Annotated in this window: 12 protein-coding genes; all 12 read left to right on the forward strand. The window is 39.5% G+C overall.

Annotation, left to right across the window (positions count from 1 at the left end; genetic code table 11):
* Positions 1-1,467, forward strand: a 1,467-nt coding sequence (locus PK547_02045) for a hypothetical protein (GenBank protein HPR91494.1), incomplete at its 5' end; no start/stop codon positions are given.
* A gap of 220 nt (positions 1,468-1,687) precedes the next feature.
* Positions 1,688-3,805, forward strand: a complete 2,118-nt coding sequence (locus tag PK547_02050) for a stalk domain-containing protein (GenBank protein HPR91495.1) — start codon at positions 1,688-1,690, stop codon at positions 3,803-3,805.
* A 101-nt stretch (positions 3,806-3,906) separates the two neighbouring features.
* Positions 3,907-4,611: a hypothetical protein gene (locus tag PK547_02055; protein HPR91496.1), complete on the forward strand. Its 705-nt coding sequence runs from the start codon at positions 3,907-3,909 to the stop codon at positions 4,609-4,611.
* 409 nt (positions 4,612-5,020) lie between these two features.
* Positions 5,021-5,785 (forward strand): hypothetical protein, encoded by a 765-nt coding sequence (locus tag PK547_02060; GenBank protein ID HPR91497.1) that lies wholly within the window; start codon positions 5,021-5,023, stop codon positions 5,783-5,785.
* 83 nt (positions 5,786-5,868) lie between these two features.
* Positions 5,869-6,654: a fructose-bisphosphate aldolase gene (locus tag PK547_02065; GenBank protein ID HPR91498.1), complete on the forward strand. Its 786-nt coding sequence runs from the start codon at positions 5,869-5,871 to the stop codon at positions 6,652-6,654.
* A gap of 92 nt (positions 6,655-6,746) precedes the next feature.
* Positions 6,747-7,475, forward strand: a complete 729-nt coding sequence (locus PK547_02070) for a 50S ribosomal protein L25 (GenBank protein HPR91499.1) — start codon at positions 6,747-6,749, stop codon at positions 7,473-7,475.
* 6 nt (positions 7,476-7,481) lie between these two features.
* On the forward strand, positions 7,482-8,966 hold the full coding sequence (locus PK547_02075) for a hypothetical protein (GenBank protein ID HPR91500.1): 1,485 nt from the start codon (positions 7,482-7,484) through the stop codon (positions 8,964-8,966).
* 334 nt (positions 8,967-9,300) lie between these two features.
* Positions 9,301-9,501, forward strand: a complete 201-nt coding sequence (gene rpsR / locus PK547_02080) for a 30S ribosomal protein S18 (protein ID HPR91501.1) — start codon at positions 9,301-9,303, stop codon at positions 9,499-9,501.
* A gap of 104 nt (positions 9,502-9,605) precedes the next feature.
* Positions 9,606-11,831 (forward strand): DNA translocase FtsK, encoded by a 2,226-nt coding sequence (locus PK547_02085; GenBank protein HPR91502.1) that lies wholly within the window; start codon positions 9,606-9,608, stop codon positions 11,829-11,831.
* A gap of 3 nt (positions 11,832-11,834) precedes the next feature.
* Entirely contained in the window at positions 11,835-12,698 is an 864-nt protein-coding gene (locus PK547_02090; protein ID HPR91503.1) for a helix-turn-helix domain-containing protein, read from the forward strand.
* 220 nt (positions 12,699-12,918) lie between these two features.
* The gene (gene recA / locus PK547_02095; protein ID HPR91504.1) at positions 12,919-13,977 is read left to right on the forward strand and encodes a recombinase RecA; all 1,059 of its coding nucleotides are present in this window, start codon (positions 12,919-12,921) and stop codon (positions 13,975-13,977) included.
* 29 nt (positions 13,978-14,006) lie between these two features.
* Positions 14,007-14,336, forward strand: a 330-nt coding sequence (locus PK547_02100) for a 30S ribosomal protein S6 (protein HPR91505.1), incomplete at its 3' end; no start/stop codon positions are given.

Genomic DNA, 14,336 nt, shown 5'->3' on the forward strand with positions numbered 1-14,336 from the left:
ACTACTCCTCCTACAACTACTCCTCCTACAACTACTCGTCCTCCTACAACAACTACTCCTCCTACCACCGCGCCTAACGGAATTTGCCCTAGTGGGAAATGTGCTGGTTTCAGTGATTCAGATTGCGATGACACTACTTGTTCAACTGGCCAAGTTTGCAGTAATGGCACTTGTGTTAATGGAAATTGTATAAACGGCACAACTCAATCTTGTGTTACAAGTAATGGCGCTTGTACTGGCATTCGTACCTGTAGCGCTAGCTCCTGGGGAGAATGTGTAAGTACACAGCCTAATTGTCCTCCAGTTAGTGGGTGTACTGGCTGTGCTACAGCTGGCTGTGGTGAATGTAGCAGCACGTCTGCTGGTTTTTTGTGCTATTGCAGCGGAAGCTTGGGAAATGGTGTCTATACTTCGTGTCAAGGAGCGTCTGGACATTCTGAATGTACTGGCGGTGGCGATTGTGGGATTACTGGTGGAAATAATTGTGGAGGATTGAACCAACCACGATGTGGTTGCGGTTGCGGTCCTGGTCTGACAAGTTGTACTAATGCTTTTGGTGTATTTTGTGCCTATGATTGTACTCCTACCACCACCACTCCACCTGCATGCCAAAATGGTCAAACTCAAAGTTGTGCTATTAACGGTTGCGCGGGAACTAAAATTTGTTCCAATAATATATGGGGAGAATGTGTTGACAATGCAGGGGATGGGTGTCCAGCAGCAACAACCTGTACTTATACTGTCTGCGAGTGCTCAGGTGGTAATTGTTCTACGGTAACTAAATCGGGCACCGTTCCATGCCCAACAAATGAAGGTTGTAGGAGCTGTCCTACATATAATACCTGTTCTGACTCTCGTACCTGTACAGTTTCTCATCCTGGTGGCAATATAATGACAGGAGGCAGTTGTCCAACGGGTTGCACTAGTAACATAGATTGTGGGATAGAAAATACTAAAGATTGCCATTGGCTTACTTGCTCGAGTAATTCATGCTCTATTTCTAACAATTCTACAATACCTATTTCACAGAATTGCCCTACAGGTTGCAATACAAATAATGATTGTTCTACCACCCAAACTGGTACTGCAGTAATAACTAGCTCCTGCGGTGGCAACACTGCCACTGTTAATGCTGTGGTCAATGGTGGAGTCTCTCCTTATACAAGATATACTTGGTACAAACAAAGCGGTAGTACTGGATGGATAGTTGATTATAGTCAATCTTGTTCTAGCGCTAGCTGTTCCAATTCCCATGCTTATACTTTATCTGGACAAGCTATCAATGTTTATTTGGCGGTGGGCGATAGCGCCGGTAATACATGGGCAAGTAATATTCTTAATATTAATTGTTCCACCACTGCTAATAAATGCGGTATAGATGCTAATGGGGCTATGTTTTGTAGTGCTTCTGGTACAGGCACAAGTTGTAATAGTGTTTCCGATTGCGGAGTTTGCAAGAAGAGGTAACTCCCTTGTTTTAGATTCTTTTTTGGAGCTAAGAGACACCCTTTAACGGGTGTTTTTTACTGTATTGTTAATTATTTGAGATATCCATTGACAAATAGATACGCGTAGTTTAAAATAATAGTAGTTGTAATTAGCTCTGTAACAAGTCTAAATGCAGATAGTTCTTCTTGAAACTAGTGGGTTTTAGATAGCAATCAAATCTATCCACAGGAGGTGGAAAATGAAACGCACTGCTTTCGTATCGCTTTTTCTGTCTTTTTGTTTCTTCCTTTCTTGTCTCATTCCGACCACTTTCATTAGAGCGGCAGATGTACCCAAACGCAGCTACATTATTGTTTTGGGCACTGATGCCCTCAAGCAGTCAGCTGGTCTGAAACAGTTTGTGGACTACAAGTCCACAAACTTTGAAGTAACAGTTGTTTCCATGCCAGACATTACCAAACAGTTTCCCACCGTTACAGACAAAGTGGAACAGTTGAGACAATATTTGGACACCAAGACCCAACCTGTTCCGCCGTATGTTCTCCTAGCGGGAACTATGGACGAGATTCCTATGGTTCGCTTTTACTACGACCTAAACCATCCAGAATATGACGCCATGACAGACGCCTGCCTGCTTTATAACCAGTCGCTTAGTTTTTTTGATATTAATGGTAATGGCAAGCCAGGCGAATTCGTTGAATGTCAGGTTTTCGAGGTGATTCAGAAGTTTGTTATCGGTCGACTTCCTACGGATAGTATAGTTATTCTTGACACTTATTTCCCTCTGCTTATCAAGGCAGAAAAGAAATATGAGACTAATCCGAGTCTCACTGGGATGGTAGCATGTGCCGTAGAGTTTTTTGCTGATGGGTTTTACTACAATGCAGATCAAGCCGGGGAAAAGGTTAAATCAGTTCTACCGCTTGTACAATGGACAACTTTGTATGAAAAGGAGGGCAGCTATACCTCAACCTTACCAGCTGATCCATTAACCACTGCCAATTTTCTTTCTACCTGGAACAAAGGGCTTGATATTGTTTTTACAGAGGCCCATGGTGGTAATTGGCGGCGCATTTTCGATGATACTGATAAGGACGGTGTCTATGATACTGGAGAGGAACACTGGGTGCGTTTCTGGGGACCTCTGACAGATTTCCAGAGCACTACCTTTCTAGGGTATATCAATGGTTGTGACACATTTATTGACGACAACTGGACAAAGACGCCTTTTCCTTACGTAGACAATCTTCTCCATGGGAAATTGCTCAATTTCATCGGTTATGCCTCCTCGATTACTGATTACGACAATCCATTATCGAAAGCAATATGTTGTGCTATTGGAAATGGCTTTTCTGTGGGTGATGCAGTTGCTACAGTTAAGGGAAATACGCTGCCAAGAGACAGGTCTGAGTCATGGCTCAGTATTACTATAGCTGGAGACCCTTCGGCTAGATTGAGCAGTAAGCCTTTGACTGTTATGCCAACAGTCTCGATGACAGACACAAATACAAATGCAATTACATTGTCTTGGAATAAGAACAATCCGATTTGTACTTACATAGTGCAAGTCAGTAGTTTTGCTGACTTTAACAACTTAGTAGAATCGGATATGGTGTACACTACCAGCTGTCAAATCTCTGCGCTACCTGCCGGTGACTATTATTGGCGAGTACGGGCAGTCTATGACACGGGGTTAGGTGATTGGTCAGAGGGAACTTCTTTTACTATTATTGGTCCTATCAACATAGAGGTCGATTCCTTGCCAAATGAAGTAGAATCACCAGTAATTACTGTTACTGGTTCTACTAACGCCGATAGTGTCAAGGTTAATGGGTTAGATGCAACAGTTGCCAGTGGTCATTTCTCAAAAACGGTTTCCCTTACAGAAGGCGAGAATAAAATTAATATTATTGCCTCCAGGGGTACCCAAATCACTACAGCCAATTACGTTGTAACTTACAAAAAATCATTAATCCTCAAGTTGGTCATAGGAAAACCAACTATTTGGGTAAACGGAATGGCCTCGTCATTAGAAGCTCCTCCTGTAATAACCAATGCACGAACATTAGTTCCTATTCGAGCCGTGGTTGAGGCGGTTGACGGTACTATTGACTGGGATGCCACTCTGAGGCAGGTGAGTATTACTGTTAAAGAGGATAGGCTCGTCCTAACTATTGGAAAGAGCTTGGCTACCCTCAATGGTAACACAGTAGCTATAGACACTAGCAATAGTAAAGTTGTCCCCGTGATCATGAATGGAAGAACCCTCTTGCCCTTGAGATTTGTGGCAGAGAGTTTGGGGTTTGAGGTAACTTGGGATGCGGCTACCCAAACAATTACGTTGAGCATCCGCTAGTTCTTCTATTGAGGAGGCGTATACAACACCTCCTCTTTTTTTATTTGACTTAGAGGGGAAGGGGGTTTAAAATTAAAGTAGTATTATTTTTAGTATTTTTTATGTTTCAACAGAACAATAAAAGAATCGTTTTGCTAGTGGCAGAGTGTTTACTTGTTTTAATTGCAGTTGGTCTTATTTTTTTTAAGAAACAAGATTTTTTAAATAGTTATTGCATAACCAAAATGGGCAATAACCTTCAATACATTTGCAGGTATAACAATTCTTTTACAAAGAATGTAAAAGCTGCCAGTTTGTTGAAAATAAAATCCGGTGACCGTCTCGTCTTAGCTTTGAATGTAAAAGAAATATTAGCTTCAAAATTGGGAAAGCATAATATACTCACTGGCGAAACTATAAATAACGTTAATCTTCAGGATGGGCAAATTTGTGTTGTTGTTTATCCGGTTCTTATGCATGAATATATGTTTAATGATAACCAAGGAGATTACGATAATTTTTATAAGAATTATCAATGGTCTCTTCTGCCAAATAATATTTTAAACAAACAAACATTATCAGTGAATAGTATTTGTACTAACAGAATGAATTTGGCCAAATTGAATAGTTTGATTTTGGATTTAAGTATCCCCAAAAAACAATATCTATTTTTAGCCAAATTTGACACCTTAACCTACGGAATCAAATTGCTTTTTGTGCCTAATAATTTATTGGGTAACATAACTACAAGTCAAGACGTGGAGAAAAATTATAGTCAAATGATACCTTTTTATTTATATAATCAAAATATTAACGTGGGTTTATAATATGCTTAAATATATTTATAAAAATCGAGTATTGTTTGAATTTAGTTTTCTCTTAAGTTTTGGTTTAATTTTTATAATAACATCACAAAGCCTTGCGGCGGCTCTTGATGGCGGTGGTGGTAGTAGTTGCCCTTCCGGGTGTACCTCTGAGAGCATTTGTACGAATTGCGATGAGGTAGATGCTTGTCTCGCTGCCTGTGGTGAATGTACTTGCGAGATAGGGTCATGCCAAGATGGCTGTGAGAGTGGCCTACCGAGCCTCCTCGCATCTTGTCTGTCCAGATGTACTTCTTCTTATAATAGCTGTGTGAATTCGTGTAATCAATGTAGTAGCAGATGTGCTGCTCATTGGACAACTAGCTGTGATTGCCCACCTCCTCAGGAGGACCCTTGTATAGCAAATCCTTCTTTGTGTGAAGCACCACCTGCCGAGCCACCTGCCGAACCACCTACCGAACCACCTCCTACTGGCAAAAAAACTTGCCGTTGGTCTGAGTGTACCAGTGGGGTATGTAAAGGGTATACTGGAACATATTCTATAGATGAAGATTGTCCTGATAGCGATTGTTCTGGTTGCGCTGGTTCTGCTGGTAAGTGTGGCCTGGATTCTGAAAATTATTTAGTTTGCAAATTAGATGGTACCGGCACAGGTAAAGTTTGTTCCAGCGATGCTGAATGCATCTGTTCTTCTTGTCCTGCTGGACAGACTAATCCTCATAGTGTTTGTGGCGTTTCTTCTTGCAATCCTATTCCGGGTTGCGGAGTGAACCAATGTACTGATTTTAGTGATTGTCTCGATTTTTGCACTATAAATAGTTTTACTATTCTTCCAGCGAATCGCACCATTTTCTTAGGCAGTTCTTTCAAAGCCAACTGGAGCACTACTAATTGTAATTATTGTAATCTTTCTTGTAACACTGTGCCCGTGGGTGGAAATACAGTGGCTTGCGGGAAGAGTTTACCGGCTATCGGGCTAGCCTCTCATGCAGATTATTCTATTACTCCAACAAAATCTGGGACTTATGATTATACATTAGAGTGTTTTAATGATGAGACTAGCGCTAAACAAATCATAGGAACTGGGGTTAGTGATGACAACTCTTTTAGGGTTAGAAACTTGTTCTGGAAAGAGACTCCAGCCTTTCTCAAGTTATTGATGCAAAAAGTATTTTAAAGGTTTGCGGCTAAAAAGAACCCCTCTGTGGGCTCTTTTTAAGTTTTGAATAGAAATTTCAAATTTCATAAATCTATGATATAATGCTCGTGTTAAAAGATTTTTGGCGTATGGATTTTTTAGTTCCTTTATTGAAAAAAGACAAAGCCTTCTTTTTGGCTTACGATCATGGTTTTGAACATGGGGGAGAGGATTTTGATGCTAAAAATTCTGACCCTGAATTCATTTTGGATTTAGCCGTCAGAGGTCATTTTACTGCCGTGATTTTGCAGAAAGGCTTAGCGGAAAAATATTATTACAATACTCCCTACTCAGCCCAAATTCCTTTGATTGTTAAATTGAATGGTAAAACGAATATTGTTAAAACGGTAGAGCCTTATTCAGCTCAAAATTGCTCTGTGAAGTATGCCAAAATGTTGGGCGCCAAAGGTGTGGGTTATACTATCTATCTTGGAAGTGAGTTTGAAGCAGAAATGTTAGAGACTTTTGGTCAAATTCAGGAGGAAGCGCACAATTTAAATATGGCGGCCATTGCCTGGATTTATCCCAGAGGTAAAAACGTTCTTTTGCCAGAAAGCCCAGAAATGCTAAAATATGCCGCTCGTCTGGGCTCAGAGTTAGGGGCAGATATGATTAAGCTTAAGCATAGCGGTGATAAAAAAAGTTTTGCTGAAGCTGTCAAATTAGCCGGTAAGACCAAAGTCGTTCTCTCGGGAGGCAGAAAGGAAACACGAGAAGATTTCTGTAAGGCAGTTGAGGAGATAATGGCTGCTGGCGGTACGGGAGTTGCGGTGGGGAGAAATGTGTGGCAAGATGACAAGCCGTTAGATATGGCAGAGAAGCTAAGCCAAATAATCTGGAGTTCATAATATAGGGAGGTTTGATTATTGGTCAATCGGTTAATGAATTCGGTTCTGGTAGACAAAATTAAACTATAAATGGGGAAATTATATATTTATATATGGTTAAGAAAGAAACACAATTAGGGACAGGGTTAACTCTTAAAGTGGAAGAAAGGACTGTTACTGGTAAAAAAACAGCCGATTTAAGGGCTAAAGGTATTTTGCCGGGTGTGGTCTACGGTCCAGAATTGAAGCCTTTTAATGTTCAGGTCAGTAAAAAGGACTTCGCTCATGTTTATGCTGAAGCAGGTGATAGCGGTCTGATTGAGCTATTATTAGGCGCCAAGAAAATTAATGTTTTGGTGCACGATATTGCCTATACTGCCGATGCCTCGCAAGACCCTATTCATGTCGATTTTTACCAAGTTAACCTCAATAAAGCAGTTACTGCTGAAGTGCCTTTGGTCTTTGTGGGCGAATCTCCCGCTGTTAAAGATGGCGGTGTTCTAACCAAATCTATTGAAGGCATAGAAGTTGAAGCTTTGCCTAAAGACCTGCCTCACGATATTACTGTAGACCTTTCTGTTTTGAAAGACTTTGATAGCACCTTATACGTAAAGGATTTAATTATTCCTGCCAATGTTAAAGTTATTGTTAACGGAGACAATCCAGTGGTGACAGTGTCCGCTCCTATTTCTGATGAAGAATTGAAGGCGATGGAGCAAGAAAATCAAGTAAATGTTTCTGAAATCAAGACAGAAAAAGAAGAGAAGGCGGAGACCGCGTCTGCAGAATCTCCTTCTGTTGAGGGGGAGACCGAAAATAAGACCACGGTTAATAGCAAATAAAAGGAAATGTTTTTGTCTTTTAAAACAGATAAAAATAAAAATCATTTGGCAACTTTGGGCCATTGTGTAAATTTGAGACCGAAAGTTATTTTCGAGAGTAAACCTAGTAAAACTTTAGCAGTTTTTAAGAGCTTCACTAAGGTTTTGGCAGTGACAGTATTGTTATTTTTATCTTTTACTTTACAAACTAATCACCAAGCTTTAGCCCCTATTTATTTTGGTTTTGATGCAGCCCAAGCCATAAATGATGCCAATAGACAGGCCTTGCAAGATGAATTAGACGCTGTCAACAAGCAGATTGATGCCTATCAAGCAGAGCTCACGAAAACACAGGGCGAAAAAAATACTCTCCAAAACAAGATTAATCAGCTTAAGCTTCAGGCCAATAAATTATCGGCCCAAATTAAAGCTACTAACCTAGAATTGGATCGTTTAGGCACCAGAATCGATGACACTACCAATTCTATTGCTAAAACTGAAAATGAATTAAATACTAATAAGCAAAGTCTGCAAGATTTGATTGAGGTTTATTATGAAAATAGCCGCAAGTCTTTATTGGAGATACTTTTAGCTAATGAGCAGATTTCTGATTATTTTATTTCTATCAATGCTATGAGCGCCTTGCAGGATAAAATTAAGGAAAAAATAGATGTAGTAACCACTCTCAAGAATACTTTAGAAGACCAGCAACAAGCCCTAGAAAAAGACCAAGATGATGCTCAGGGCTTGCTACAAGTGCAATTAGCCCAACAACAACAATTGACTAGCACCAAGGGCGAACAAGAAACCCTCTTGACCTTAACCAAAAATAAAGAATCAGCTTATCAGACTCTTTTGGCAGATAGGAGGGCTAAAGCGGCAGAAATTAAAAGCAGAATTTACGATTTGATGGGAGTGAAAAGCCAGGTAAATTTTGGTGAGGCTTTGGCTATAGCGACTAATATTTCTAGTAGGATATCTATTCGCCCCGCTTTTCTCTTGGCTATTTTAACGCAGGAATCTAACTTGGGTAAAAATGTTGGCACCTGCAATAGACCGGGGGACCCGCCCTCTAAAAGTTGGAAAGTGCAAATGAAACCTACAAGAGACCAGGAACCTTTTGTGGAAATTACCAAAACCCTAGGCTTAGACCCTAATGTGACGCCTATTTCTTGCGCCATCAATGACCCTGCTCATGGTTTAAAGGCTGGGGTGAATAGTTGGGGTGGCGCCATGGGTCCGGCCCAGTTTATTCCCTCGACTTGGATGGGGTATTTGAGCAAAATACAAGCAGTAGTGGGCCATTATCCTAATCCTTGGGATATCAAGGACTCTATGACAGCTGCCGCTCTTAAGTTATCGGCAGATGGAGCGAGCGCTCAAACTACCAGCGCTGAGTGTACTGCTGCTAAACGTTATTTTGGCGGTAACTATCAATTTTATTGCGATAGCGTTTTGCGTATTGCCTCAGGGTATGAACAAGATATCGCCGATATCAATAATGCAAAATAAGCTAGAAGTTTATAAAGTTATAAAGTTTCTAAAGCACAGAACTTAAATTTTAAAGGCTAAATTTTAAATTATAAATGGACGTCTAATAATTAAACGGTTAAAGGATGGATCATTCCATATAATTAGGGTTCTCATTTAATATTAGAACATTTAATAATTCACTTAAAACTTAAAATTAAAAATTGAAAATTATTAAGATTTGTCAGGGAAGCAAAGAAATAAAAACGGGAGATAGGCTAAACCCTACTCTAAAGAGCGTTTGCAAATAGTGACCGTTTATGTTACTATGACGGGCGTTAAGATATATTTAATTTTTACTAATTCACTTGTGTTTATGAATTCTTGTTACTTTTGTAGCCAAAACATAGAGAAGATAGATTACCAAGATGTAGAAACTCTGAAGAAGTTTATTTCTTTTCAGTTTAAAATTCAGCCAGCGAAAAAGACGAAGCTCTGCGCTAAACACCAAAGACAGCTTTCCAAGGCAATCAAAAAAGCTCGGATACTAGGTTTGTTGCCATTTACCGGTATTTAAAATGATTAAAAAGTCCTCTTAAGTAGAGGACTTTTTTGGTTTTAAAACTTTTATGTTATACTATTTTACAGTTAACAAGATAATTAGAGTTTAGTAATGTCAGTATGGCTAAAAAGAGAAGCAAATTCCGCAAACAACAAAATGAAAGTAATTTTTCTTTACCTTCGTTACCTCGTTTAGAGATTGGAGAAAGCACTAAGGTCGCTATTTTAGCCATTTTTTTGGTGGTTTTTAGTTTTATTTTAATATTAGGATATTTCCAATTGGCTGGAGCTGCGGGGAAGGTGCTTTTTAGCAGTTTTGATTCTCTTTTAGGCAAAGGATACTTTATTCTTCCTCTCATTCTTTTAATCTTAGCTATTTCTCTCATCAAAGAAAAATTTGATGTACCACGGCGCATTTATTTAGCTACTTCTATTGGCGGAGGATTAGTGCTGTACGGTTGCTTGAGCCTGATTGATATTATTCATGATACCTATGGTGGGTGGATAGGCGCCTCCGGTTCTTGGTGGGCTATTTATTTGGGCACGGCTGGCGCCATTATTTTTTTAATTTCTCTTATTATTGTAGGATGGTTTATAGCTTTGAATATTGGTTTTGATACTATTTTTAAAAAGAAAGAAATTTCCCTGAAAGCAGAATCCCAGGCGACTGTTCCCCCAGGGTCTTCGCTGCTTTCTAAAATTTTGGAGAAGAATAATACAGTCGCTAAAACCGAAGTGAAGGTAAACGACAATTTGGGAACTAGTGATGGAGAAGCCAAAAATGTGGCAATGGAAGAAAAAAGAGATTTAAAAAAGAACAAGGGGGAAACAGAAGAGTCTTTCCAATATAAGCATTTCATTAATTACATTATTCCGCCGCTAAGTTTGTTAGAATCTGATAGCGATAAACCTACTTCAGGAGATATTAGGGCTAACACTAATATCATTAAAAGAACTTTGCAGAATTTTGGCATCGAAGTAGAAATGGCCGAAATTAACGTTGGCCCGACAGTTACGCAATATACCCTCAAACCGGCAGAAGGTATTAGGCTCTCTAGAATTATGGCTCTGCAGAATGACCTTTCTTTGGCTTTAGCGGCTAATCCCTTAAGACTGGAAGCGCCTATTCCCGGGAAATCTTTGGTAGGCATTGAAGTGCCTAATAAATCGGTGGCCCTTGTTCGTTTAAAAAATATTTTGCAACAGCCGGATTTTATCGAACACAATAATCCTTTAATGTTTGCCTTGGGTCGTGACGTAACCGGCAGCGCCCTTTATGCCTCACTAGACAAAATGCCCCACCTTTTAATTGCTGGCGCCACTGGCACAGGCAAATCTGTCTGTATTCATAACATTATTATTTCTCTTTTGATGAGAAATTCTCCCGAGATTCTTAAGTTAATTCTCATTGACCCTAAGAGGGTAGAGCTCTCTCATTATAACGGCATTCCGCATCTCTTAACGCCAGTGATTACTGATAACAAAAAAGCTTTACCGGCTTTACGCTGGGCGATTACTGAGATGGAGAGACGTTATGATTTGTTGCAAAAAAGCGGTAGTCGAGACATAAAAAGTTATAATATAAAAGCCCTGAGTCACAAAGAGCCTCCTTTGCCTTATATTGTTATTTTGATAGATGAACTGGCCGATTTAATGATGTCTTATGGTAGAGAGCTGGAAGGGGCGATTGTGAGGTTGGCTCAAATGGCAAGAGCCGTGGGCATCCATTTAGTGATTTCTACGCAAAGGCCGTCAGTAGAAGTAATTACGGGATTAATTAAAGCGAATATTACTGCTCGTATTGCTTTTCAGGTGGCTTCACAAATTGATTCTCGCACTATTCTTGATAGTGCCGGGGCTGAAAAACTTTTGGGGCATGGAGATATGTTATATTTGGCCCCCGATTCTTCTAAGCCTAAACGTATTCAAGCTTCCTATGTTTCCGAACAAGAAGTAGATAAGGTGGTTAGTTTCATTTTAGATCAGGCAGATAAATTTATCGGTGCTAGCGAGGAGATTACTTTGGATGATAAAGCGGAGAGAGGTATCGTAGACCAAATTAATTTGGATAGTTTTGGTGATAGTGAAGATGATATGTATGACCAAGCTTATGACCTTGTTGTGGAATCGCAAAAAGCTTCGGCTTCGTTCCTCCAAAGGCGTTTGCGCGTTGGTTATGCGAGAGCAGCTCGTCTGCTGGATATTTTGGAAGAAAGGGGCGTTATTGGTCCTGGAGAAGGAGCTAAACCGCGTGATGTCTTAGTGAGTAAAGCTGATGCCGACGCTCAGAAATTTATTGATGAACATGATTCTCCTGATAATAACAACGAAATAATGGAGGAATAATTTATGCCTAAAGTTATTAAACCCAAAGCCAAAGGCGCTAGAGCAATACACCCTCGAAAAAAGAAATTAGAACAGCCTATTTTTGAGCCAGTGGTTTTTAATCCTACTCCTGATGTAGTTATCTCAACGCCAGAATTTACCAGACCTATTTTAGAAAATTCTTTTAAAGAATATGTGCAGCATCAGCGGTTGGCTATGCATTATTCATTGGCTGAAATAGCTGAAAGATTGCATGTACGTGAAGAACATCTACAACTTTTAGAGGAGGAAGGATTAAATCGTATTTTACCAGAGGTTTATGTCTATTCTATTTTAAAAAAATATTGTAATTTTCTTCATTTAGATTATGAGCAAGCGCTAAAACTTTATAAAAATGAAGTAACAGCTATTAAACTTCCCGGGGAAACCGATTCTCTTACTACGTTTAGAGATAATATGGCGCATAAGATTAGTTTGAACTATCGAAAATTAATTATTGGTTTCCTTCTAGTAGTAGTCTTAGCTTTTGGCGGTTACCAATTGGACATGCTCGTGGGCAAGCCGAGTTTAATGATTAAAGACCTATCTGAAAACATGCAAGTGAGTGAACCGTTTATTAATATTACCGGGACAGTAGCGCGTACTCAAAAATTATTGTTTAATGGACAAGAAATACTTCTGGATAACGGGAAAAATTTTCAAGTTGATAATTACAATCTCACCAATGGCTGGAATACTTTAAAATTCGAAGCTTATAATCATTTGGGGAGAGCAACTATCAAGGAATATCACATAGAATTTATAGGTGGGAATGAAGTATCGCCATCCACGACTGCACCCACTACTGTTATTACTGGTGAAACCACTACCACCATTTTAAGCGAGTAAGCAATTGGCGTGAGGCTGATTTTATGCTATTATGGTAAGCAAGTTCATAAAGTCTAAAGTTCTTAAAGTTTGTCAAGTTAAAACCCCACACCTAAATAGTTTTAAAGACAGAATTTTAGACTTTTAATGCAATCCATATCCGTTTTTTTGTTTTAGCACTGTGTTTTACGTTTTTGAAACTTACTTGATAAACTTTATAACTTTATAAACTTTTTGCTTTATGTCCAAAACGACAGCTAAAAAAAATAGCTCTTCGGACGAGGATAAGTTTGTCGACGTGATTGCCGGGATTAAGGACCGCTTTGGCGAAGGGTCTATAATGAAGCTCGGAGATGTAAGTAAAGTAAATGTAGCCGTTATCCCTACCGGAGCCCCTTCTTTAGATATTGCTTTGGGTGTAGGCGGTATTCCTCGAGGGAGAATCATAGAGGTCTATGGTCCAGAATCTTCTGGCAAAACTACCCTGTGTCTTCATATTGTTTCTCAAGCCCAAAAAATGAAGGGCAAAGCAGCCTATATAGATACTGAACACGCGCTTGACCCAGAATATGCTAAAAAAATAGGGGTCAAAATAGAAGATCTTCTAATTTCTCAGCCAGACAATGGCGAGCAAGCTTTAGACATAGTTGAAGCTCTGGTAAGGTCAAACGCTATAGATGTTATCATTGTGGATTCGGTAGCTGCCTTGACTCCTAAAGCCGAGCTAGAGGGGGAAATGGGGGATCAGCATATTGGCCTCCAAGCTCGCTTGATGTCTCAAGCCCTGAGAAAACTGACGGCTATTGCGGCTAAATCGAAAACTGCCATTATCTTTACCAATCAAATCAGGATGCAAATAGGAATGATGTTTGGTAATCCTGAAACTACGCCTGGTGGCAAAGCGCTCAAATTTTACTCTTCTGTCAGAATAGAAATGAGACGGATGGCTCAAATTAAAAAAGGTGATGAAATCATAGGTAATCGAGTCAAGGTAAAGATAGTCAAGAATAAAGTCGCCGCTCCCTTTAAAACCACAGAATTGGACGTGATCTATAATGAAGGCATTTCTTATGGAGGCGATTTACTTTACCTGGGTTTAAAATATAATTTGATTAAGCGTCTCGGAACCACTTATTCATTCGAAGGCGTTAAACTGGGTGTGGGCGTAGAAAATTCTAAAATTTTTCTCAAAGAGCATCCTGAAATTGGTAGCAGCCTCTTGAAAAAAATTAATTCAGGAGAAGCAGTTGCTATGCCCCTTGGCATTCCCGCTGGAGAGGACGATAGTAGGGAAGAATAAATATTAATATTAGCAATAAATTAAAAATCATGGAAAAAATGTTTTATAAAGTTGCCGTTCTTTTTAAAGGCAGCTTAACTGAGGAAGAAGCCAACGCAGAATATACCAAAGTAACGGAAGAGCTTAAAATACACGGGGTTATTACCCAAGAAGTGAAGCCCAATAAGATTGTTTTGGCCTACCCTATAGCTAAAAGTACAGAAGCTTATTTTGCTACTGTAAAATTTGAGCCGGCAGAAAATACAACGCTGGACTTCAAAGATTGGCTTAAAAAAGCAGATGTTTTAAGGGTATTGATCACTAAAAATGATAATGTGACGGTAGAAAAAGTAACTGGTTTTTCACCCGCCCTTAAAGCT

The organism is Candidatus Paceibacterota bacterium, assembly GCA_035404205.1.
Classification (GTDB): domain Bacteria; phylum Patescibacteriota; class Minisyncoccia; order UBA6257; family JAVHQB01; genus JAVHQB01.